Genomic DNA, 19,378 nt, shown 5'->3' on the forward strand with positions numbered 1-19,378 from the left:
GACCATGCCTTTATTTCCGTCCCGGGCCGTCTTCGCCCCGCTTGTTGCCGCCGATCAGCACGCCGGGATTGTCGCGGATCTGGCGCGAGAATTCGTGCAGGTTCCGGGTGGTGCCGTCCAGATTATAGGTGACCGAATCGATGGAGCGCGACACCGCCTGCAGGGTGTGGCGCAGGTCCTTCAGGCTCTGGTCGATGTTGTCCTGGTTGCCGGTGATGGACTTGTCCAGCGAGGTCAGCATGGAATCGACCTTCTTGCGGCTGTCCTGCAGCCCGGCCGACAGCCTGGCGGCATTGTCCAGGGTCTCGCGGATGCGCTCGGCATTGGCGTCGGTGACCACCTTGTTGGACAGGGTGCCGGTCATCTTCTCCACGTCGGCGGTGATCTTCGGCGTCTTGGCGGCCAGATCCTGGGTGACCAGCAGCAGGTTGGCCATCAGCTCGGGGGCGTGCTTTTCCAAGATGGTGCCCAGGCTGCCCACCTGCTGGTTCAGGCTGAACAGCAGCGGCTTCAGGGCGGTCTGGTTCAAATCGGTGATCTGGCCCGCCATGTCGTTCATGGCGGCGAAGATGTTGGCGGCGGGGCCGGAGGGGATGTCCGAGCCGGGGGGCAGCATCTCGGGCGACGTACCGCCCTTGATGTCCAGGGTGGCGGCCGCCAGCAGGCCGGACGCGGCGACGCGGGCCTGGGAATCCTTGGGGATGCGCCAGTCGTTGGCCACCGAGATCTCCAGGCGGAAGGCGGTGGCGTTGCCCTCGTGCAGCGGCTGGATCTTCTCCACCTGTCCCACGGGGAAGCCTTCGAAGGTGACCTTGGTCCCGTACTTGATGCCGGCCACGTTGGACAGCCGGGTGTAGTAGGATCCGGTGGCGCCGGTCCGGCCGGTCAACACCACCACCACCACCACCAGCGACACCAGCATGGCCAGCACGAAGCCGCCCACCATCGCGTAGTTGATACGGGAATCCTTCATGGGCTGCGGGTCCGGTCAGTGGAGTGGGCGTGGCCGCCGGTCAGTCGGCGCAGATAGGACTCGGCGTCGGGCTCGGCTTCCTCGGTGCGGCGGTTCAGCAGGTTCTGGATGCGCGGGTCGCGGCTGGCGCGGATGGCGTCCACGGTGTCCAGGGCCAGGACGTGCCCCTTGTCCAGCACGCAGATGCGGTCGGCGATCTTGAAGGTGGAATCCAGGTCATGGGTGACCACCACGATGCTCATGCCCATGGCGTCCCGCAGGCGCAGGATCAGGTCGTCGATGGACGACGCCACCACCGGGTCCAGCCCGGCCGAGGGTTCGTCGCAGAACAGCAGTTCCGGGTCCATGACGATGGCGCGGGCCAGGGCGGCGCGCTTGATCATGCCGCCCGACAGCTCGGCGGGCTTGAGGTGCTCGAACCCGGCCAGGCTCACCACTTCCAGCTTGAGCCGCGTCATGATGCCGATGGTGGTCTCGTCCAGCTCGGTATGCTCGCGCAGCGGCAGGGCGATGTTGTCGCCGACGGTCATGGAACTGAACAGGGCCCCCGACTGGAACGCCACGCCGGTACGGGTGCGCAGGCGCTGCAGCGCGATGGGCGACAGCCGGGCGATGTCGTGGCCCAGGATGCGCACCGTGCCGGCGCTGGGCTTCTTCAAGCCCAGCAGATGGCTGAGCAGGGTCGTCTTGCCCGAGCCCGAGCCCCCCATGATCACCATGATCTCGCCGCGTGCCACATTGAGCGAGACGTCGTGCAGAATCTGGCGGCTGCCGTAATGGGCGACCAGATTGCTGACTTCGATGCTGTTACCCGGCCCGGCCATCAGCGCGTCACCATGAAGACGAAGATCATGTCGGTGATGACGATGGCCGAGATGGCGTGGACCACCGAGCGGGTGGTCATGCGGCCGACCCCTTCGGCGCCGCCGGTTACCGAGGCGCCGTTGACCACGCCCACCACGGTGATCAGTACCGAGAAGATGGCGCTTTTCCCCAGGCCATGCCAGATGTCGTTGAGCCTGACCAGATCGGTCATCTCGTCCACATAGGCGCCCATGGAGCTGCCCAGTTGCGGCGCGATGTAGAGGCCGGCGGCGAACAGCCCCACCAGATCGGACCACAGGGTCAGGGCGGGCAGCATCGCCATCATGGCCAGCAGCGGCGGCACCACCAGGAAGCGCACCGGCGAGACTCCCATGACGGTCAGCGCGTCGATCTCCTGGTTGATGCGCATGGTGCCCAGGCGGGCGGCCAGAGCCGAGCCCGAGCGCCCCGCCACCAGGATGCCGGTGATCAGCGGTCCGAACTCGCGCACCACCGACATGGCGACGCCCAGCGACACCCGGGATTCGGCGCCGAACAGGCGCAGCGTGTAGATGCCCTGAATGGCCAGCATGATGCCGATGGTGGCCGACAGCACGGTGACGATGGGCAGCGCGCCGATGCCGATCTCCATGGCCTGGGCCACCACGGGGGCCAGGCGCACCGGCTGGCGGCGCTTGCCGCCCATGCCCAGCCAGTAAAGGCTTTCGCCCAGCAGGGAGGCGCCGAATCCGAACTCGACGATTCCGGCCACGGCCCGGCGGCCCAGCCGGTCGAGAAATCCGATGAATCCCCTGGGTTCGGCCTCGGAGGTCACCCGGTCATCCCCCCAGGGCGTCTTCGATCGTCGCCGCGATGGTGAAAACCCGGTCCAGGCGGGCCAGCTGCAGCACCCGGCGGACCGGATCGCTGATGGCGACCAGGACGAAGAGGGTCCCGTTCTTGCGGGCCATCTGGTAGGCCTCGACCAGTCCGGCGATGCCCGAGCTGTCGATGTATTCCACCCGCGACAGATCGACGGCGACGGGGCGCTTTTCCAGCATCAACTCCATCAACGTCTTGCGCAGATTGGGGGAGTGGCGCAGATCCACTTCGCCCGACAGAGAGATGACGGTGGCGTTTTCCGCGGCGCGGGTCTCAATCTTCATGTCGGGTCGATCCGTTTCACCATTTGCAGCAGATTGCCGATTCCGGCCGGTGGCGGCAGAAATTCGACGCTGTCCATGACCGAGCGTATCAGATGGGTTCCCAATCCCCCGGGCCGCACCTCGTCCAGCGGCCTCGGCTCGATTTTAGCCACATCCACTGCGGGAGCGAAATCCATAAGTCGTATGACGAGTCGATTAGGCTCGCGATCAAGGTGAACGATGATCTCGCCTTCTCCGCCTTTGTAGGCGTGGCGGATGATGTTCTGACAGGCTTCGTCCACGGCCAGCACCACGTCACCCACCACGGCCTCGCCGCAGCCCTGGCCGCGCATGGCGTTGCCCAGGGCGGACCTGATCGCCGACAGCTCCTCGGCCCGGGCCGGGTAGCGGCCTTCAAAGCCCAGGCCAAGGCGGCGGCGGTCCTCGATCACCATCAGGGTGACGTCGTCGCGCAGGCCGCCGCTGTCTTCCAGGGACCGCACCATGGCCTTGAGGCGCTCGCCCGCCGGCATGGGGGCGAAGCTGGCGATCAGCGCCCGGGCGCCGGCGTCCTCCAGCATGGCGTCGTGCTGGGTGCGGGCCTCGGTCAGTCCGTCGGTGAAGAGGTAAAGCGAGCCGCCGTCCAGGTTGAACTCCACCTCGGGACAGCCATCGGCGAACAGTTCGACGGCGATGCCCAGCGGCGGCATCTCGCCCTCGATGGCGGTGAAGACTCCGTTCTTCAGCAACAGCGGCTGCTCGTGCCCGGCGATGGCCAGCACGCCCCGCCCCGACGCCGGGTCGAACAGGCCGGCGACCATGGTGACGAACATGCCGGGCATGCGGGTCTCCAGCAATTCGGCATTGATGGCGGCCAGGACCGGCCCTGGTCCGGCCTCTCGCTTGGCGAGGCAGCGGAACAGGCTGGCGGTCTTGGACATCAGCAGCGACGCCTTCATGCCCTTGCCCGAGACGTCGCCGATGGCGAAAGCCAGCCGACCGTCGGCCAGGGGCATGATCTCGAAGAAATCGCCGGAAACGCCGCTGGCCGGCAGATTGATGCCGTGGATGGGCGATTGCTCGGGCTGTTGTCCCGGCAGCATGGCGCGCTGGATCTCCGAAGCCAGTTCAAGCTCGCGCTTCAGGCTCTGCTGTTCCGCCATGTCGGCCACCAGCCGGGCGTTGATCAGGGCCAGGGCGGAACTGGCGGCCAGGGCCTGCAGCAGGCGGGAATCCGTCAGGGAAAAGGCGTTGCCGTCCGTCTTGTTGAACAGTTCGATGGCCCCCAGACGGGTGCCGCGCACCATCATGGGCGCGCACAGGATGGACCGGGTCTCGAATCCGGTGGCGGCATCGATGGCCTGGGCGAAATCCGGGTCGCGCCGGGTGTCCTTCACCAGTTGCGGCGCGCCCAGGTCGATGGTGCGCCCGACGATTCCCGTGCCGGGGGGCAGGCGCAGGCCGACCACGTCCACCGGCCCCACATTGGCGCGGCAGACCAGGTCGCCGGTGTCGTCGTCGATGAGGAACAGCGAGGCGGCTTGCGCCCCCACCCGCTGGGCGATGCGTTCCAGGCCCAGTCGAAGCGTGGCTTCCACATCCTGGGAATGGGCGAAGTCACCGGTCATCTCGACGATCAGGTCGAGGTGGCTGGCGGAATCGGCTGAGGCGTGCAAACTGGACATGCCTCATCATGCCAAGCTCGGCTGAAACCGCCAAATGGTTAGATTTAGAGTCTATAGATATAAAAAAAATGCATCCGGGGCTCGACTTTTTGCGCTCCGCCCGTGTAAAGGGGGGGAGGGACGGGGGAAGGTCGTGTTGGGGCTGACGATGTTGTTTTCACGAGGCAAGGGCGGTCCTGGGATCGAACCCGGCGATGTTTTCCATAAGCTTGGAACCTATGGCAGCGACTGGACGGTGGAGCGGATCTTCGATTACGCCGACATTCCCCGCCATGTCCGTCTGATCGACCGCAACAGCGGCCGCACCATGACGGTGGCGGCGGCCATGCTGCTCGACCCCGACAATTTCGTTCGGCGCACCGCCTGAGGCGGCCAGATCACGGTGGACGGCAGTCCAGGCTGCCGGCCAGATGCTTTTCGATCAGCGGCGGATAGTCGTAGATCAGGGAGCTTTCCCGCTGGTGCACGGCGACCTCGGTCTCGCCGCCCTTGCGGATGAAATCCACCACCAGGAAGGTCTCGGTGCGGAACACCGCCTCCAACTCGCCGACCAGTTCGGCGCGGTTGCCGTTGAGCGAGGTGTTGCAGCGGTAATGGTAATTGGGGCCACGCGCACACCAGGACAGCATCCTGGCCACCTTGGGGCAGGCATTGGCCGGCGTGAGCGCGGTCCGCAGGCTGACGCGCTTGTCGGCATTGGCCCGCGCCTCCTCGGCGGTGCGGTCGGGCGTGATCAGGGAACATCCCCCCAGGGCCAATAGCGACGCGAGGATGGCGGGAATTCTCATGGGTCTTCCGATACGGGTTCGCAAAAATCCTACCTGGGTTTGCATGGGAACGGAACTAGGGTTTTCACCCTAGGACTCCTGGATGGCTCCCAGCATGGCGGCCACCGCGTTGGTCAGACGGATTAGGTCGCCGTCGCGTGACAGGCGGTGGTCGCCGTCCTTGACCAGGGTGACGTCCACCCGCTCCGAGGCCAGGCAATCGGCCAGGCGGATCGCCGTCTGCCACGGCACGTCCTCGTCCTTCTGGCCCTGAATCAACCGGACGGGGCAATGAATCTGGATCAGGTCGCGCAGCAGCAGGTGGTTGCGGCCGTCCTCGATCAGCGAGCGATGGATGTGCCAGGGATTGTCGGGCTCGTAGCAATTGGGCAATTCCAATTGCCCGGTTTCCATCAGGGTACGGCGCTGTTCGAAGGTGAAGTCCTGCCACATCAGGTCTTCGGTGAAGTCGGGGGCGGCGGCGACGCCGACCAGGCCGGCCACCTTGTCGCGCAGTTCCAGCGCGGCCAGCAGGGCGATCCAGCCCCCCAGGCTGGAACCCACCAGGACCTGCGGCCCTTGGGTAAGCTCCCCGATGACTGCCACGGCATCGGCGGCCCAGCGCCCGACGGTGCCGTAAAGGACGTCGCCCGAGGATCGGCCGTGGCCGAAATAGTCGAAGCGCAGGAAGGCGCGGCGCTGCGCCCGGCACATTTCCTCCAGGGCCAGCGCCTTGGTACCCTCCATGTCGGAATGATAGCCGTGCAGGAAGACGACGCCGGGAGTCTTGCCTTCCAGCCTGTGGTAAGCGATTGTCGCGCCGTCGGGGCGTGTTAGTATCCCGCCCCCTTCGGAAAGTTGCCCGCTTTCAGAGTTCTCAGTCATCGCTGTTCGGAAACCCATGGATCACGTCCCCCCCATCGAAGCGCCTTCCGCGACCATTCGTCAACCGGTCGTGTTGCAGGTGCTGCCCGCGCTGGTCACCGGCGGTGTCGAGCGCGGAACCGTCGACATGGCCGTCGCCCTGGCCGAGGCGGGATGGAAGGCCATGGTCGCTTCGGAGGGCGGCCCCATGGTGCGCGAGTTGACCCGCGCCGGGGCCGAGCACATCACCTTGCCGCTGGCGTCCAAGAACCCGCTGACCATCCGGGCCAATGCCCTGAAGCTGGCCGATATCATCGCCGCCAACGGCGTGGACATCGTCCACGCCCGCTCGCGCGCGCCGGCCTGGAGCGCATGGATCGCCGCCCAGGCCACCGGCGCCCATTATGTCACCACCTTCCACGGGACCTACAATCTCGGCTGGTTCGGACTGAAGCAGAAGTACAACGCCGTGATGACCCGGGGCGAGAAGGTGATCGCCATTTCGGACTTCATCGCCGAGCACGCCCGGCGGATCTACGGCCTGGAGGCCGAGCGGGTCCGCGTGGTTCATCGCGGCATCGACATGACGCGTTTCGATCCCACCCGCGTCAGTCCCGAGCGCATCATCCAGCTGGCCCAGAAGTGGCGGCTGCCCGATGGCTACCAGGTCATCATGCTGCCCGGCCGCCTGACCCGCTGGAAGGGGCAGGCCGTGCTGATCGAGGCCCTGGCATTGCTGGGCCGTCACGACGTGCGCTGCCTGCTGGTGGGCTCGGATCAGGGCCGTACCGGCTACCGCGAGGAACTGGTCGAGCTGATCAAGCGCCGCGACCTCACCGACGTGGTCCATCTGGCCGACGAGTGCAGCGACATGCCCGCCGCCTACATGCTGACCGACGTGGTGGTCTCGGCCTCCACCGACCCGGAAGCGTTCGGCCGCGTGGCGGTGGAGGGGCAGGCCATGGGCCGCCCGGTGATCGCCACCGCCCATGGCGCTACCAACGAGACGGTACTGCCCGGCCGCACCGGCTGGTTGACCGCGCCGGGCGACCCGGAAGCTCTGGCGCAGGCGCTGGACCGCTTTCTGGCGCTTTCTGGGGAGGAACGAGACCTGATGGCCAAGGACGCCATGGATTTCGTACGCGCCAAGTTCTCCAAGGAGAGCATGTGCGCCAGCACCCTCGATGTCTATCGCGAGGTGCTGGGCCTTGCCCTGGCCGCTCCGCAGGCGGAGTGATGGCGGCAAGCCGGATTCTTGTGATCAAGCTCGGCGCCCTGGGCGATTTCGTCCAGGCGATGGGGCCGTTCGCCGCCATCCGCGCCCGGCATGCCGATGCCCACATCACCTTGTTGACCACCCGGCCCTTTGCCGAACTGGCGCAGGCGTGCCCGTGGTTCGACGAGGTCTGGCTGGACGACAAGCCGCCCCTGTGGCGCCTCGACAAGGTGCTGGCCTTGGCCGCCCGACTGCGGGGCGGCCGCTTCGAGCGGGTCTACGACCTGCAGACGTCGGACCGCTCGTCCTGGTATTTCAGGTTGATGGACAAAGGGGTGGAATGGTCTGGGATCGCCCAGGGCTGCTCCCATCCCCACGCCAATCCCCGGCGAGATTTCATGCACACCATCGAGCGCCAGCGCGAGCAGTTGGGCATGGCGGGTATTGCCAAGGTGCCTCCGCCTGACCTGGCCTGGGCCGAGGCGGTGCCGGGGCGCTTCGACATTCCCGGGCGCTTCGTGCTGCTGGTCCCCGGCGGCGCGCCGCACCGTCCGGCCAAGCGCTGGCCGGCGGAGCGCTTCGGCCGTCTGGCGGTCTGGCTGGTGGCGCGGGGCCTCACCCCAGTCCTGCTGGGCACTCATAAGGAGCGGGCCGAGATCGAGGTCATCACGACCGCCTGTCCCCAGGCGATGGATCTGTCGGAAAAGACCGGCTTTCCCGACATCATCGCCCTGTCGCGCCGAGCCGAGGCGGCCTTGGGCAACGACACCGGTCCCATGCACCTGATCGCCGCTGGCGGCTGCCCGTCGGTGGTGCTGTTCTCCCACGAATCCGACCCCAACCTGTGTGCCCCGCGCGGCAATGTGACCGTGCTGCGCCGTCCGTCTCTGGCCGAGCTGGGCGAGACGGAGGTCGAAGCCGCTTTGGACGGCATGCTGCCCACGGCTTGACTCGAGCGCGTTTGTCCTTAGACTCCCTCCCCCTGATTTGTTCCCACGCGTGAAAGAGAGTGTCATGGTCGCCATCACCCTGCCCGACGGCAAGGTCCGCCAATTCGATCACCCGGTGACGGGTCTGGACGTGGCCAAGGATATCGGCCCCGGTCTGGCCAAGGCGGCGCTGGCCATCACTATCGATGGTGAGATGAAGGATCTCGCCACGCTGATCGATCGCGACGTGAACCTCTCCATCATCACCGCCAAGAGCGGCCAGGACGCGCTGGAATTGCTGCGCCACGACGCCGCCCACGTCATGGCCGAGGCGGTGAAGGAGCTGTATCCCGAGACCCAGGTGACCATCGGTCCCTCCATCGAAAACGGCTTCTATTACGACTTCGCCCGCCCGACCCCCTTCACGCCCGACGATCTGGCCAAGATCGAGGCGCGCATGGCCGAAATCGTCGACCGCGACGAGGCCATTACTCGCGAGGAATGGGACCGCGACGCGGCGGTGAAGTTCTTCGAAGACGCCGGCGAGAAGTACAAGGCGGAGATCATCGCCTCGATCCCCGCCGACCAGAAGATCGGCCTCTATCGCCAGGGCAATTTCATCGATCTGTGCCGCGGCCCCCATCTGCCGTCCACCGCCAAGCTGGGCAAGGCCTTCAAGCTGATGAAGCTGGCCGGCGCCTATTGGCGCGGCGATTCCCGCAACGAGATGCTGCAGCGCATCTACGGCACCGCCTGGTTCGACAAGAAGGAACTGGACGCCTATCTCCACATGCTGGAAGAGGCGGAAAAGCGCGACCACCGCCGCCTGGGCCGCGAGATGGAGCTGTTCCACCAGCAGGAAGAGGCCGCCGGGTCGGTGTTCTGGCACAAGAAGGGCTGGACGCTGTATCGCGCCGTCGAGTCCTATATGCGCCGCCGCCTGGAAGCCAACAATTACGAGGAAGTGAAGACGCCGCAGCTGGTGGACTTCTCCTTGTGGGAGGCCTCGGGCCACGCCGACAAGTTCTCCGAGTCCATGTTCACCATCAAGACCCAGGACGAGCGCCACCTGGCGGTGAAGCCCATGAACTGTCCCTGCCACGTGCAGATCTTCCGCCAGGGCATCAAGAGCTATCGCGACTTGCCGCTGCGCATGGCCGAGTTCGGCTCGTGCCATCGCTACGAGCCGTCGGGCGCGCTGCACGGCATCATGCGGGTGCGCGCCTTCACCCAGGACGACGCCCACATCTTCTGCACCGAGGACCAGATCACCTCGGAGACCATCGCCTTCTGCCAGTTGCTGAAGGAGGTCTACACCGATTTCGGCTTCACCGATGTGCGGGTCAAGTTCTCGGACCGCCCGGCCAAGCGCGCCGGCTCGGACGAGACCTGGGACAAGGCGGAAAGCGCCCTGCTGGAGGCCTCCAAGGCCGCCGGGCTGGAGACCGTGCTCAATCCGGGCGAAGGCGCCTTCTACGGCCCCAAGCTGGAATTCGTGCTGCGCGACGCCATCGGCCGCGACTGGCAGTGCGGCACGCTGCAGGTGGACTTCGTGCTGCCAGAGCGCCTGGACGCCGCCTATGTGGCCGAAGACGGCGCCAAGAAGCGTCCCGTCATGCTGCACCGGGCCATCCTGGGCTCGTTCGAGCGCTTCCTCGGCATCCTGATCGAGAACTTCGCCGGGCGTTTCCCCCTGTGGCTGGCCCCCACCCAGGTGGTGGTCGCCACCATCGTGTCGGAGGCCGACGACTTCGCCCGCGAAGTCGAGGCTACATTGAAGGCCGCCGGTCTGCGGGTCGAGTTGGACTTGCGCAACGAAAAGATCAACTACAAGGTCCGTGAACATTCCGTCGCCAAGGTGCCGGTGATGCTGGTGGTCGGCAAGCGCGAGGCGGAGAGCCGTCAGGTCGCCATCCGCCGTCTGGGCAGCCAAAACCAAGAAATTGTTGCGCTGGACCAAGCAGTCGCTACACTTGCCGCAGAGGCGACCCCGCCCGCGTGACGGAGGGCGCCCCTTGGGACCGATGGCCTGGCCCGCGATAACCGCGCCCGGGCACTAGGTGTACTCGAAACGATGGAGATTGTTCTATAGCTAGGCCCCCGATGCAGACGCCGCCCAAGAACGACGGGCCGCGCGTCAACCGCGAGATCGATGTGCGTTCCATCCGCCTGGTGGGCGCCGACGGAGAAATGATCGGAGTCGTGACCCTGCGCGAGGGTCTGGTGATGGCCGAGGAAGCCGGGCTCGACCTGGTCGAGGTCTCGCCCAACGCCGATCCGCCGGTCTGCAAGATTCTGGACTTCGGAAAGTTCAAATACGAAGACCAGAAGAAGAAGAACGCCGCCCGCAAGAAGCAGAAGGTGATCGAGGTCAAGGAGGTCAAGCTCCGCCCGAACATCGACGACCATGACTATGACGTCAAGATGCGCAGCATGCGGAAATTCCTCGAGGAAGGCGACAAGGTGAAGGTCACCCTGCGCTTCCGTGGTCGCGAACTGGCTCACCAGGACCTGGGCATGAAGGTGCTGGAGCGGGTGCGCGACGATCTCGAAGATCTGGGCAAGGTCGAGCAGATTCCCAAGATGGAAGGCCGTCAGATGGTCATGGTGATCTCGGCGAAGTAGGATTCGCCGGGGTTCCCAACTTTATTTCCGCACCCGCGTAAAGCGGGTTGCGGAGCTGAAGGCTTTACGCTATTTTCCGCGCCTCCCCACCGACCCGGGGATCAGCGACCCTGTGGAGGGGTGGCAGAGTGGTCGAATGCGCCGGTCTCGAAAACCGGTATGGGTGCAAGCTCATCGTGGGTTCGAATCCCACCCCCTCCGCCATTACTTCCAAAGAATAGATTCTCTGACACATAGAGCCTTGGGCGAAAGCCCAAGGCTCTGCGCCGTTTTTGGCCAGTAGCTGTTGACCTTCTGGTCTTGTGACGGCGCATTTTTAACCAATTTTCTCTTCTCTCCCGCCCTGTTTCTCTGGAAGCTGTTGACTGCCGCCAAACGGTACGGGTTTTAAAGTTGCAAGTAATTCAAAGAGTTGCGATGCCAAAAGCTGTTGACCATTTCGCTATTTTTATTGGTGCGGGCTGGAGTCTGGGGTTGGATTCGGCGGTCAACAGCCATCTTGGAGCCCCGCAGTGTCGCACGGCCCCAAGGGGGCTTGCGCGCCAATCTCCCGTGCCGTGCCTGGATCGGCTCTGCTACTGTTCCCCTCATGGATACCACCATCGCCACCATTACCGTGCAGCGCATCACCCCGATCAAGAATGCCGGCAAGCTTCTCGCCCTGGCTGATGTGGAGACCGTCATAGATGGCGTGGCCCTCGTCATCCACGGGGTTCAGGTGAGAGCCGATGGCGACAAGACGGAAATTGCCTTGCCGCGCTACCGTGCGCCCAATGGCGAATGGCAGACGGCGATCACCCTTCCGGAGGAAGTGCGAGAGCCTATGGCCAATGTCGTGATCGCCGGCGCCATTGAAATAGGCCTGTTGAAACAGCGGTAGACGAGGCCATGAGGTGCGGTTGTTGGGCGCAGAGAATCAAGCGCCGTGCTCTTACCACTCTCATCACCGCCGGTCCCATTCTACCGGCAGATCATCGCCTTTACGCCGCGCGGGCGAGACGCTGCCTGACTTCCTTGACGAGGGTCCGCACATGATCGACGGAAAGGCGATCCCGCAGCAGAAAGGCATGCATGGTTGGATCGTCGAGGAGATCGTCCAGCGACGGCTCCCATATCCACCGATCAAGCCCGAAGTCTTGCGCCCGCATTTGCCCCTCCCAAGGTCTGCTATTCTCGACGACGCCTGATGTCTACACTGCATCCGCCCGCTCGTCCGTGAACAATTGCATACAACGACCACCCAGCCGGCAAAGGCAGGATGGCCAATCACAATTCAGTTTTCGGCCTTCGGCACGGACCCCAGACGCTGCAGAAACTCAGGCTCGTCATAATCGCCCATTTCAGGGTCGGCGGTCTGACGGACGACATCCACGCCGGCTACGCTGCCACCCTCCATCATGCGGCTGGCACGTTGCAGGGCCTGTGGCTCGGTCTTGTAGGAAATGGGCGGCTGAGGCTTCAGCCCGCCTCTTTTGCCGAGGATGTATGGCTGGCAGATGAACAAGGTTTCGAGGGCCATGGCGTGATTCCTGCGGCAAGGGCGATTGCCACAGAGTGTTTTCTTTTTGTTCTTTTGTCAATATGCATGGTCGCATCGGGGATTCGCGCCCTCGGTCACCGCGTCGCCATCCCGTACCTTTCCCGCTGCTGGTCCCATTCCACCGGCATGTCGTCCATCAGGTCGGCAAGATGGAGGGTGCGCGGCTGGCGACCGTCGAGGATGGTCTCGACAATGTCGGGGGCCAGCAAGGTCAGTCGGTAGATGCGGGTCAGATACGACGGATTGATCTTCTCGGCTTCGGACAACTCGTTCAGGGATGCCACCTGCCCGGATTCCAGCATGCGCTTCCAGCGATGGGCACGGGCCAGCGCCTTCAGCAGCGTGTCGTCGGGGGTGGGTTTGGCGCGTACCGGTACGCCCTCGCCCTCCGGCACGATCACCAGCTTGCGGCCACCATATCGCCGCAGGGTCAGCGGCACGCGGATGGTCAGGGTGTCGATCCGGATGTTCGCGGTCATGCCGCGCTCCTATCGCCGGTCTGGGCGGTGATGTCGGCGATGACGCTGGCCAGTCCCTCGGCCCGCAACCGGACCTCGGCGCCGTCTGGGGCGATGGCCACTTTCTCGACCAGAAGCTGGAGGATACGGGCCTGCTCGGCGGGGAACAGTTCGTCCCAGAGTGCCTCGAAGCGATCGAGGGCGGCGTGCAGATCGGCCGGCGACATGGTTGGCGCCATCCGTTCGGCCCGCGCCCGGATCTCGGGGGCGCGCAGCAATGCCCGGACCTGTCCGATGACGGCCGCCTCAATCTCACCGGCGGCGATGCTGCGCACCGGGCAGGACTCGTGGCCGGAATGGATGGCCTTCATGCAGGTATAGTAGCGGTACAGCCGTCCTTTCTTGCGGGTGTGTGAGGGCGTCATGGCCCGGCCGCAATGGGCGCAGTGAATCAGCCCCTTCAGCGGTGCCGGAGTCGAGGATCGCACCGCATTGGCCCGTTTCCTGGGGGCGTTGTCGGTCTTGACCGCCACCACCTTGTCCCAGGTGGCGCGGTCGATGATGGCGGGATGCTCTCCGGCATGGGCCTCGCCCTTGTGGACGGCCTCACCGAGATAGACCCGGTTATCGAGCAACTTGTAGAGGAAGTTCTTGGTGATGGGCGCGCCGTCGCGGATCTTGCCGTCCTGGGTGGTCCAGGACTTGGTATGGTGACCGGCGGCGTTCAGTTCCTTGACCAGCAAGGTGGCAGAGCCAACCTTGAGAAAGCGTTCGAAGATGTGGCGGACCAGATCGGCCTCGGGCTGGTTGACCACCAGCTTGCGGGCGACCACGTCGTAGCCCAAGGGTGGCACTCCGCCCATCCACATGCCCTTGCGCCGGGAGGCGGCGAATTTGTCGCGGATGCGCTCGCCGATCACTTCCCGCTCGAACTGGGCGAAGCTGAGCAGGATGTTGAGCGTCAACCGGCCCATGGAGGTGGTGGTGTTGAACGACTGGGTCACCGAGACGAAGGTGACGGCGTTGCGGTCGAACACCTCGACCAGTTTGGAGAAATCCATCAGCGAGCGCGACAGACGGTCGATCTTGTAGACCACCACCACATCGATCAGCCCGGACTCGATGTCGGCCAGCAGGCGCTTCAGAGCAGGACGTTCCAAGTTGCCGCCTGAGAAGCCGCCATCATCGTAGTGGTCCGGCACCGGCACCCAGCCCTCGGCCTTCTGGCTGGTGATGTAGGCTTCGCAGGATTCCCGCTGGGCGTCGAGGCTATTGAATTCCATCTCCAGCCCCTCTTCCGAAGACTTGCGAGTATAGATGGCGCAGCGGACCTTGCGGATCGGGGTCATCGGTTGCCCTCCAGCTTGCCGTGTTTCCGAAGGCCGAAAAAGAGAGGGCCATTCCACCGGGTGCCGGTGATTGCGCGGGCCACCGCCGACAGGCTCTGGTAGCGCCGCCCCTGCCACTCGAAGCCGTCGGCCAGGGCGGTCACCTCCTGCAGCACGCCTTGCCATTCCCGGATCAGCTTGGTGCCAACGATGGGGGCAGTCATGTCCTTGGGTTTCGGCTTCCTCTTGCCGTCCAGCTCATCGACCAGATCGTCGATGCGGCGTTCGGCCTGGACCGACAGGCCGCCGAAGGCCAGTTCCTGAATCCGGTAGGCGAGGCGCTTGACCAGGAAGGTGCGGTTGTAGGGCGGCGGCTCGGTGCCGGTCAGTTCCCGCCACATGACCTTCAGCCTGGGCGTCGGCAGGGTGGGCAATTCGGCCACCTGGGTAAGAATTGAGGTTGTCATTTACGGGGTCTCCTGCAATTGCGGTCAGACCCATGGACGCTCTGGTGGCCAGTGAAGTCGACGGAACAGTCTCCGGCGTCAGCAGATAAACGAGTGGACTTTCGCGCCATCAGGCGCATGGCCCCGACCGCCAGAATCTCGGCGATTTCGTCGAGGCGTTCGGCGGCGGTCATGTGGTCGGGGTGGAGGGCAAGGGACATGGGAGGAAACCTGATTGTGGTGCCTATGACTCCCTGTACCGGAGCAACCTCCATTCCGTCCCAAGAGGGGGCTATGCCGCTCCCCGACCGACCAGCCCCAACGCCTTCCACAACTTGGAAACCTTCTTTTTGACCGTACTCTCGTCAGGCACGGCGGCGCACTTGTCATCAAACCAGCCGAGCAGATCACGGACCATCGCCGCCTGGGTAGGCGGAATGCCATCATCATGGATACGTCGGCAGGCTTCGACCCAGAAGCCATCCCAATCATATTTGGGCGGGGCACCGGGGCCGCCACGCACGACAGGCGGGTTGGAGGCAGAGATATCCGGAGGTGCGGGTGTGCTATTGGCCTCGAATCGCTCGACCTCGTCACGCCGGATCAGGATGTCGTCTGCGGCAGCGGAGAAGTCCGATTGGCGAGCCTCTGGTTCGAGGTCGATGTAGCCATCATTCTCGCCAGCAAGATCGGTGATGATCCCGGTGTGATTTTTGATAAGCCCCCATGCATCACGGGGATAGAGATCAAAAATCCCCATGACACGCCGCCGATCCGCAGGGATGCGTTGCCAGTTTTCATCACCGAAGTCTTCGTAATGCCCGATTTCGGCGAAAACCCCCGGCACTGGAATGGATAACCTGAGCTTGCCTTCGAGGGCGACGGCAGCGATCTGGGTGGGCTTCACATGCCAGCGCTCACACAGGTCGGCCAGCGTCAGATAGGTGACTGGAGAAGGGGCCATGATCATCAGCCTCCCTCGACGGCGCGCAGGCGGCGGTAGGCGCGCACCACCTTGGCGACATCGCGCTGCATGTCGGGCGGGAATCGCTCGGCGGCGACAAACAGGTCATCGAGACGAACCCCCAGCACGGCAGCGGCCTTCTCGATCAAATCGTCGCGGGGCGGCTTTTCGCATTCCCGTTCAATGCGCGACCAATAGGCGGGGGAAACCCCGAGGCGGCTGGCGAAATCATTGAGCCCAATGCCCAATTCATTGCGGCGGACGCGGATATAGGATCCGAACGGCATCATGCCCTCCCCTGGCCGGTGACGAGACGGTACTTGCGCAGGCGGACCCAGATGAAGGATGGGGACACCCCAAAGATTCCAGCGAGATCGTCGAGCAGCACATCCTGCTCGCCCATGCCCCACCGCCGTCCATCAATCACCGGGTAGCCGGGTTTGCCGGCATGGTCGGAGCCGTTGACCAGGGTGACGCCGAATTCACCGGCGCGCCTCACCATGGTGCGATGAAGCAAGTCTGGCGGCGCCAGCAATCCACCCATGAACTCGTTGGCCCGGTACTCCGACCAATATTCCTCGTTCTTCGGGTCGGCGGCATCGAAATGCGCCTCGTCGGGGGTGACGTGGCGGAATTTGCTCCGGCAGGCAATGACCGAGGCCGGGCCATCGAATATGGCGTGTCCCAATTCATGAGCGGCGGTGCTGGCGGCGAGATCGGACCGATCCCCGATCACGGCGGGATTGAGGCTGAGATAGATGTTTTGGGGGCTGTCGGAATCGTATTCGCAGGCCCCGGCCACAGGCCGCCCCAGTTCATCGTGAACCTCGTTCCCGCAGTCCCAGACCGGCTCGAAGCGAATACCGTTGATCACCAGCAATTCCACCCGGCGGATCAGGGTGTCGGCCGGAAGCGGCTTGGGCCACAGGCCGCCGCAGATCTGGCGGCGCACATCGCGCGCGATCGACCAGATGGCGCTGGCGGCCAGGGGGCGCGCCTCGCCGGTGGGCGAGACGCTGGGGAAGGTTGCGGTCACGACGGCCATCGCTGGCTCCTTGGCTGCAAACCGTGACCTAATCAGTCAACGGCATGGTTCGCATATTGTTCCTTAAGGCTGGCTTTGTCGAGTCATTCCGGTGGGGCGGAATTGTTGGCGAGCGTCCGCCGCCGTGGCTATCAAAGTAGGCATGAAATGCCTTATTTTATGCGGCATTAATGAGGGGCGGAAAGGGGGTTTATTCCCCTTTATTCCCCTTTCCGCCTCTCCACCCCTTCGATTGTCGTGCTTCTGTGGCGTCCGAAATCAACGCCATCCAGAACGAGATCAATCATGGGAATGCAACAGCAAATCAGCGACAAGGACATCACCGGCATTGGCTTGGCCACCGCGGATCGGTGTGCCCGCCGGATCGGCCGCACCCTGCGCCTGCCGACATCAGATATTGGCGATGTCCGCCAGGACCTGCTGCTGGAACTGGTGCGTCGCGCCCCCCGATTCGACGGTCAGGCCGGCTGGCCGACCTTCACTAGGCTGGTCATCCGCCACGCCGGGCAGGACGTGGCCGACCGCCTCATCCGTGATCGCCGCCGACATGGTGGATCAATCGACGATACCGAGCAGACCAGCGAAGACGACGGCCTTGCCGCCTGGTGGGCAGGCGGCGTCACCGGAGCGGGCGCCATCCACCTGCGTCTCGACCTGCAACGGTTCTTGGACGGCCTGCCCCAGCAGTTGCGGCACCTCTGTCGCCTGCTGACCGAAGAGGATCGCGCCACGGCCCAGGTCGTATCCGGTTTCTCGCGCAGCGAGTTCTTTCGCCAGATCCATGAGCTTCGCATGCGCCTTCGCGCCCATGGCCTCACCCCCTTGGGACGATCCGGCCAATGCGTCGGTACATAGCCAATAACCCGAAAAACAGGACGACGACGATGACCGCAATTTCCCCCCACCCTGATTTCCCTGCCCGTTCCCTGCCGGTGGACGAGAACGGTATCTGCGACTGGCTGGCCGACGCCACTCCAGGGGCCACCCTGATCTATTACCGCGGCCATCTCGGCCATGACCGGATGCCCAGCACCAAGGTGCTGCCGGAAGTGCTGCGCCGCCAGGTTGTCGATGTTGCCACCCGCATTCAGCAGGCGGCCGAGGCCGAGCGCGTCTTCCTGCTCCAGCGCCGCCTTGGCGTTGATGACTTCAGCTATCTGGCCATCAAGGCGGCGGGCCGCCCGCGCTCCTCGATCACCAGAGGTGACCGGCGGTGAGTTTGTTCTTTCAACTATCCAAGGAGATCCAATAATGGCGATATCCCTCGCATCGCTGAAGCGCAGTTCCGCGCTGTCATCCCCCCGCATCCTGGTCCATGGCGTGGCCGGGGTGGGCAAGAGCACTTTCGCTTCGGCGGCGCCCAATCCGGTGTTCATCCTCACCGAGGATGGCCTGGGCACCCTCGACATCCCCCATTTCCCGCTGGCCCGCAGCTTCGACGACGTGATGGAGGCGCTGGCCGCCCTCTATTCCGAGGACAACGACTTCCGCACCGTGGTGATCGACAGCGTCGACTGGCTGGAGCCGCTGATCTGGGCGCGGGCCTGCAAGGACAATGGCTGGAAATCCATCGAGGACCCCGGCTACGGCAAGGGCTACGTCGCGGCGCTGGACCTGTGGCGTCAGTATATCGACGGTCTCAACGCGCTCCGCGATGAGAAGGGCCTGACGATCATCCAGATCGCCCATACCGAGATCAAGCGCTTCGACAGCCCCGAGCACGATCCCTACGACCGCTACATCATCAAGCTGCATGCCCGCGCCGCGGCTCTGCTACAGGAGCATTCCGACGCGGTGCTGTTCGCCAATTACCGGATCAGCACGGTCAAGAGCGATGTCGGCTTCAACAAGAAGGTGACCCGCGCTCTCGGCTCCGGCGAGCGGGTGCTCTACTCCGCCGAACGTCCCGCCTTCCTCGCCAAGAACCGCTACGGCCTGCCCGATGTGCTGCCGCTGTCGTGGGACGCCTTCGCGTCCGCGATGCCCCAATTCCAAGCTCAATCCTAACCGATAAGGAACCATCATGGCCAATCTCGGAAATTTCGACGCCACCACCGTCGATCCCGCCAAATCCGCCGACGTGCTGCCTCCCGGCAAATACGTGGTGCAGATCGTCGCCAGCGAAATGCGCGTCACCAAGGACGGCATGGGCCAGTACCTGTGGCTGGAACTCGACGTGCTGGAAGGCGATTCCCTGGGGCGCAAGCTGTTTGACCGCCTCAATCTGGTCAACAACAACCCCAGCACGGTGGAAATGGCCCAGCGCACCCTGTCGGCCATCTGCCATGCCACGGGTCGGATGCAGGTCCAGGACAGCGAGGAACTCCACCTGATCCCCATGCTGGCCGATGTGCGGGTGCAGCCGCCGAAGAACGGCTACGGCGAATCCAACACCATTCGCTATCAGCCGCTCGACCAAGCCGCCGCCGCTCCGGCCACCCGCCTCGCTGCGGCCACCCCGCCGGCCAAACCTGCGACGCAATCCCCTCAACCCCGCCCGGCCACCGCGCCGTGGCGCCGGAGCGCGTGAGCATCAACAGGAACGATGCCGCCGTCGTCCGGTCGTCAAACATGAGCGGCGGCGGCATC

The 19,378-nt window shown here is 64.6% G+C and carries 25 protein-coding genes and 1 tRNA gene; 11 read left to right on the forward strand and 15 right to left on the reverse strand.

The features are described 5' to 3' along the window. Positions 1-10 precede the first annotated feature (10 nt). From AMB_RS01670 to AMB_RS01690, 5 genes are read right to left on the reverse strand one after another with little or no spacing between them, the layout of a single operon-like run. Positions 11-973 (reverse strand): MlaD family protein, encoded by a 963-nt coding sequence (locus AMB_RS01670; protein WP_011382777.1) that lies wholly within the window; start codon positions 971-973, stop codon positions 11-13. Beyond that, a complete protein-coding gene (locus tag AMB_RS01675; RefSeq protein ID WP_011382778.1) occupies positions 970-1,797 on the reverse strand; it encodes an ABC transporter ATP-binding protein in 828 nt (275 codons plus the stop codon). Before AMB_RS01675 ends, AMB_RS01670 begins: the two co-directional genes overlap by 4 nt. After that, complete coding sequence (locus AMB_RS01680) at positions 1,797-2,612, reverse strand: MlaE family ABC transporter permease (RefSeq protein ID WP_011382779.1); 816 nt, start codon at positions 2,610-2,612, stop codon at positions 1,797-1,799. The genes AMB_RS01675 and AMB_RS01680 overlap by 1 nt, the downstream gene beginning before the upstream one ends. Positions 2,613-2,616: 4 nt before the next feature. Further along, on the reverse strand, positions 2,617-2,943 hold the full coding sequence (locus AMB_RS01685) for an STAS domain-containing protein (RefSeq protein ID WP_011382780.1): 327 nt from the start codon (positions 2,941-2,943) through the stop codon (positions 2,617-2,619). Next, a complete protein-coding gene (locus AMB_RS01690; RefSeq protein ID WP_011382781.1) occupies positions 2,940-4,607 on the reverse strand; it encodes an ATP-binding SpoIIE family protein phosphatase in 1,668 nt (555 codons plus the stop codon). Before AMB_RS01690 ends, AMB_RS01685 begins: the two co-directional genes overlap by 4 nt. 148 nt (positions 4,608-4,755) lie before the next feature. Between AMB_RS01690 and AMB_RS01695 the strand changes: the two genes are divergently transcribed. Continuing rightward, positions 4,756-4,974, forward strand: coding sequence for a hypothetical protein (locus AMB_RS01695; protein ID WP_043743160.1), 219 nt, complete (start codon positions 4,756-4,758; stop codon positions 4,972-4,974). Positions 4,975-4,984: 10 nt separating this feature from the next. Here the strand turns inward: AMB_RS01695 and AMB_RS01700 are convergent, their stop codons facing one another. Together AMB_RS01700 and AMB_RS01705 are read right to left on the reverse strand one after the other, a co-directional pair. Further along, positions 4,985-5,395: a hypothetical protein gene (locus tag AMB_RS01700; protein WP_148207250.1), complete on the reverse strand. Its 411-nt coding sequence runs from the start codon at positions 5,393-5,395 to the stop codon at positions 4,985-4,987. A gap of 69 nt (positions 5,396-5,464) precedes the next feature. Further along, positions 5,465-6,259 carry an alpha/beta hydrolase gene (locus tag AMB_RS01705; protein WP_011382784.1) on the reverse strand — a complete coding sequence of 265 codons (795 nt, stop codon included), beginning with the start codon at positions 6,257-6,259 and terminating at the stop codon, positions 5,465-5,467. A gap of 16 nt (positions 6,260-6,275) precedes the next feature. On the opposite strand from AMB_RS01705, the gene AMB_RS01710 reads away from it, so the two are divergent. The 6 genes from AMB_RS01710 (at position 6,276) to AMB_RS01735 (ending at position 11,888) form a co-directional block, all read left to right on the forward strand. Beyond that, complete coding sequence (locus AMB_RS01710) at positions 6,276-7,475, forward strand: glycosyltransferase family 4 protein (RefSeq protein ID WP_011382785.1); 1,200 nt, start codon at positions 6,276-6,278, stop codon at positions 7,473-7,475. Further along, on the forward strand, positions 7,475-8,404 hold the full coding sequence (locus AMB_RS01715; protein ID WP_011382786.1) for a glycosyltransferase family 9 protein: 930 nt from the start codon (positions 7,475-7,477) through the stop codon (positions 8,402-8,404). The genes AMB_RS01710 and AMB_RS01715 overlap by 1 nt, the downstream gene beginning before the upstream one ends. A 64-nt stretch (positions 8,405-8,468) precedes the next feature. Further along, positions 8,469-10,385 carry a threonine--tRNA ligase gene (thrS, locus tag AMB_RS01720; protein WP_011382787.1) on the forward strand — a complete coding sequence of 639 codons (1,917 nt, stop codon included), beginning with the start codon at positions 8,469-8,471 and terminating at the stop codon, positions 10,383-10,385. 101 nt (positions 10,386-10,486) lie between these two features. Beyond that, the gene (gene infC, locus AMB_RS01725) at positions 10,487-11,008 is read left to right on the forward strand and encodes a translation initiation factor IF-3 (RefSeq protein ID WP_008619837.1); all 522 of its coding nucleotides are present in this window, start codon (positions 10,487-10,489) and stop codon (positions 11,006-11,008) included. Between the two features lie 114 nt (positions 11,009-11,122). Then, positions 11,123-11,212 (forward strand) — tRNA-Ser (locus AMB_RS01730). 385 nt (positions 11,213-11,597) lie between these two features. Next, positions 11,598-11,888 carry an Uncharacterized protein, involved in the regulation of septum location gene (locus AMB_RS01735; protein WP_009868642.1) on the forward strand — a complete coding sequence of 97 codons (291 nt, stop codon included), beginning with the start codon at positions 11,598-11,600 and terminating at the stop codon, positions 11,886-11,888. 100 nt (positions 11,889-11,988) lie between these two features. On the opposite strand, the gene AMB_RS25505 is transcribed toward AMB_RS01735, so the two are convergent. The 8 genes from AMB_RS25505 to AMB_RS01775 all read right to left on the reverse strand — a co-directional run bounded on the left by AMB_RS25505 (position 11,989) and on the right by AMB_RS01775 (position 16,789). After that, complete coding sequence (locus tag AMB_RS25505; RefSeq protein WP_158303912.1) at positions 11,989-12,156, reverse strand: hypothetical protein; 168 nt, start codon at positions 12,154-12,156, stop codon at positions 11,989-11,991. Positions 12,157-12,281: 125 nt separating this feature from the next. Further along, positions 12,282-12,527 carry a hypothetical protein gene (locus AMB_RS01740; protein WP_008615258.1) on the reverse strand — a complete coding sequence of 82 codons (246 nt, stop codon included), beginning with the start codon at positions 12,525-12,527 and terminating at the stop codon, positions 12,282-12,284. Positions 12,528-12,622: 95 nt separating this feature from the next. Further along, the gene (locus tag AMB_RS01745; protein ID WP_011382788.1) at positions 12,623-13,027 is read right to left on the reverse strand and encodes a hypothetical protein; all 405 of its coding nucleotides are present in this window, start codon (positions 13,025-13,027) and stop codon (positions 12,623-12,625) included. Next, the gene (locus tag AMB_RS01750) at positions 13,024-14,355 is read right to left on the reverse strand and encodes a recombinase family protein (RefSeq protein WP_011382789.1); all 1,332 of its coding nucleotides are present in this window, start codon (positions 14,353-14,355) and stop codon (positions 13,024-13,026) included. Before AMB_RS01750 ends, AMB_RS01745 begins: the two co-directional genes overlap by 4 nt. Next, entirely contained in the window at positions 14,352-14,801 is a 450-nt protein-coding gene (locus AMB_RS01755) for a DUF2924 domain-containing protein (RefSeq protein WP_011382790.1), read from the reverse strand. The genes AMB_RS01750 and AMB_RS01755 overlap by 4 nt, the downstream gene beginning before the upstream one ends. Before the next feature lie 271 nt (positions 14,802-15,072). Then, positions 15,073-15,750: a hypothetical protein gene (locus AMB_RS23100; RefSeq protein WP_011382792.1), complete on the reverse strand. Its 678-nt coding sequence runs from the start codon at positions 15,748-15,750 to the stop codon at positions 15,073-15,075. Continuing rightward, positions 15,750-16,034 carry a helix-turn-helix domain-containing protein gene (locus AMB_RS01770; protein WP_231848945.1) on the reverse strand — a complete coding sequence of 95 codons (285 nt, stop codon included), beginning with the start codon at positions 16,032-16,034 and terminating at the stop codon, positions 15,750-15,752. The genes AMB_RS23100 and AMB_RS01770 overlap by 1 nt, the downstream gene beginning before the upstream one ends. Beyond that, positions 16,031-16,789, reverse strand: a complete 759-nt coding sequence (locus AMB_RS01775) for an ImmA/IrrE family metallo-endopeptidase (RefSeq protein ID WP_011382794.1) — start codon at positions 16,787-16,789, stop codon at positions 16,031-16,033. The genes AMB_RS01770 and AMB_RS01775 overlap by 4 nt, the downstream gene beginning before the upstream one ends. Positions 16,790-17,074: 285 nt before the next feature. Here AMB_RS01775 and AMB_RS01780 point away from each other — a divergent pair, with 285 nt between their 5' ends. From AMB_RS01780 to AMB_RS01795, 4 genes are read left to right on the forward strand one after another with little or no spacing between them, the layout of a single operon-like run. Continuing rightward, the gene (locus tag AMB_RS01780; RefSeq protein WP_011382795.1) at positions 17,075-17,644 is read left to right on the forward strand and encodes a sigma-70 family RNA polymerase sigma factor; all 570 of its coding nucleotides are present in this window, start codon (positions 17,075-17,077) and stop codon (positions 17,642-17,644) included. A gap of 29 nt (positions 17,645-17,673) precedes the next feature. Beyond that, positions 17,674-18,006: a hypothetical protein gene (locus AMB_RS01785; protein WP_050750600.1), complete on the forward strand. Its 333-nt coding sequence runs from the start codon at positions 17,674-17,676 to the stop codon at positions 18,004-18,006. A gap of 34 nt (positions 18,007-18,040) precedes the next feature. Then, a complete protein-coding gene (locus AMB_RS01790; RefSeq protein WP_043743172.1) occupies positions 18,041-18,796 on the forward strand; it encodes an ATP-binding protein in 756 nt (251 codons plus the stop codon). Between the two features lie 16 nt (positions 18,797-18,812). Continuing rightward, complete coding sequence (locus tag AMB_RS01795) at positions 18,813-19,319, forward strand: DUF669 domain-containing protein (protein WP_011382798.1); 507 nt, start codon at positions 18,813-18,815, stop codon at positions 19,317-19,319. Positions 19,320-19,378 lie beyond the last annotated feature (59 nt).

The sequence above is a fragment of the Paramagnetospirillum magneticum AMB-1 genome (assembly GCF_000009985.1).
GTDB classification, from domain to species: Bacteria; Pseudomonadota; Alphaproteobacteria; order Rhodospirillales; family Magnetospirillaceae; genus Phaeospirillum; species Phaeospirillum magneticum.

Coding starts and splice junctions, on each gene's coding strand:
- AMB_RS01745 (WP_011382788.1), bottom strand. CDS start 13,027: ATGACCGCGAACATCCGGATCGACACCCTGACCATCCGCGTGCCGCTG.
- thrS (WP_011382787.1), top strand. CDS start 8,469: ATGGTCGCCATCACCCTGCCCGACGGCAAGGTCCGCCAATTCGATCAC.
- AMB_RS01740 (WP_008615258.1), bottom strand. CDS start 12,527: ATGGCCCTCGAAACCTTGTTCATCTGCCAGCCATACATCCTCGGCAAA.
- AMB_RS23100 (WP_011382792.1), bottom strand. CDS start 15,750: ATGATCATGGCCCCTTCTCCAGTCACCTATCTGACGCTGGCCGACCTG.
- AMB_RS01690 (WP_011382781.1), bottom strand. CDS start 4,607: ATGTCCAGTTTGCACGCCTCAGCCGATTCCGCCAGCCACCTCGACCTG.
- AMB_RS01670 (WP_011382777.1), bottom strand. CDS start 973: ATGAAGGATTCCCGTATCAACTACGCGATGGTGGGCGGCTTCGTGCTG.
- AMB_RS25505 (WP_158303912.1), bottom strand. CDS start 12,156: ATGCGGGCGCAAGACTTCGGGCTTGATCGGTGGATATGGGAGCCGTCG.
- AMB_RS01675 (WP_011382778.1), bottom strand. CDS start 1,797: ATGGCCGGGCCGGGTAACAGCATCGAAGTCAGCAATCTGGTCGCCCAT.
- AMB_RS01685 (WP_011382780.1), bottom strand. CDS start 2,943: ATGAAGATTGAGACCCGCGCCGCGGAAAACGCCACCGTCATCTCTCTG.
- AMB_RS01710 (WP_011382785.1), top strand. CDS start 6,276: ATGGATCACGTCCCCCCCATCGAAGCGCCTTCCGCGACCATTCGTCAA.
- AMB_RS01750 (WP_011382789.1), bottom strand. CDS start 14,355: ATGACCCCGATCCGCAAGGTCCGCTGCGCCATCTATACTCGCAAGTCT.
- AMB_RS01700 (WP_148207250.1), bottom strand. CDS start 5,395: ATGAGAATTCCCGCCATCCTCGCGTCGCTATTGGCCCTGGGGGGATGT.
- AMB_RS01775 (WP_011382794.1), bottom strand. CDS start 16,789: ATGGCCGTCGTGACCGCAACCTTCCCCAGCGTCTCGCCCACCGGCGAG.
- infC (WP_008619837.1), top strand. CDS start 10,487: ATGCAGACGCCGCCCAAGAACGACGGGCCGCGCGTCAACCGCGAGATC.
- AMB_RS01705 (WP_011382784.1), bottom strand. CDS start 6,259: ATGACTGAGAACTCTGAAAGCGGGCAACTTTCCGAAGGGGGCGGGATA.
- AMB_RS01785 (WP_050750600.1), top strand. CDS start 17,674: ATGACCGCAATTTCCCCCCACCCTGATTTCCCTGCCCGTTCCCTGCCG.
- AMB_RS01735 (WP_009868642.1), top strand. CDS start 11,598: ATGGATACCACCATCGCCACCATTACCGTGCAGCGCATCACCCCGATC.
- AMB_RS01695 (WP_043743160.1), top strand. CDS start 4,756: ATGTTGTTTTCACGAGGCAAGGGCGGTCCTGGGATCGAACCCGGCGAT.
- AMB_RS01755 (WP_011382790.1), bottom strand. CDS start 14,801: ATGACAACCTCAATTCTTACCCAGGTGGCCGAATTGCCCACCCTGCCG.
- AMB_RS01770 (WP_231848945.1), bottom strand. CDS start 16,034: ATGATGCCGTTCGGATCCTATATCCGCGTCCGCCGCAATGAATTGGGC.
- AMB_RS01780 (WP_011382795.1), top strand. CDS start 17,075: ATGGGAATGCAACAGCAAATCAGCGACAAGGACATCACCGGCATTGGC.
- AMB_RS01790 (WP_043743172.1), top strand. CDS start 18,041: ATGGCGATATCCCTCGCATCGCTGAAGCGCAGTTCCGCGCTGTCATCC.
- AMB_RS01795 (WP_011382798.1), top strand. CDS start 18,813: ATGGCCAATCTCGGAAATTTCGACGCCACCACCGTCGATCCCGCCAAA.
- AMB_RS01715 (WP_011382786.1), top strand. CDS start 7,475: ATGGCGGCAAGCCGGATTCTTGTGATCAAGCTCGGCGCCCTGGGCGAT.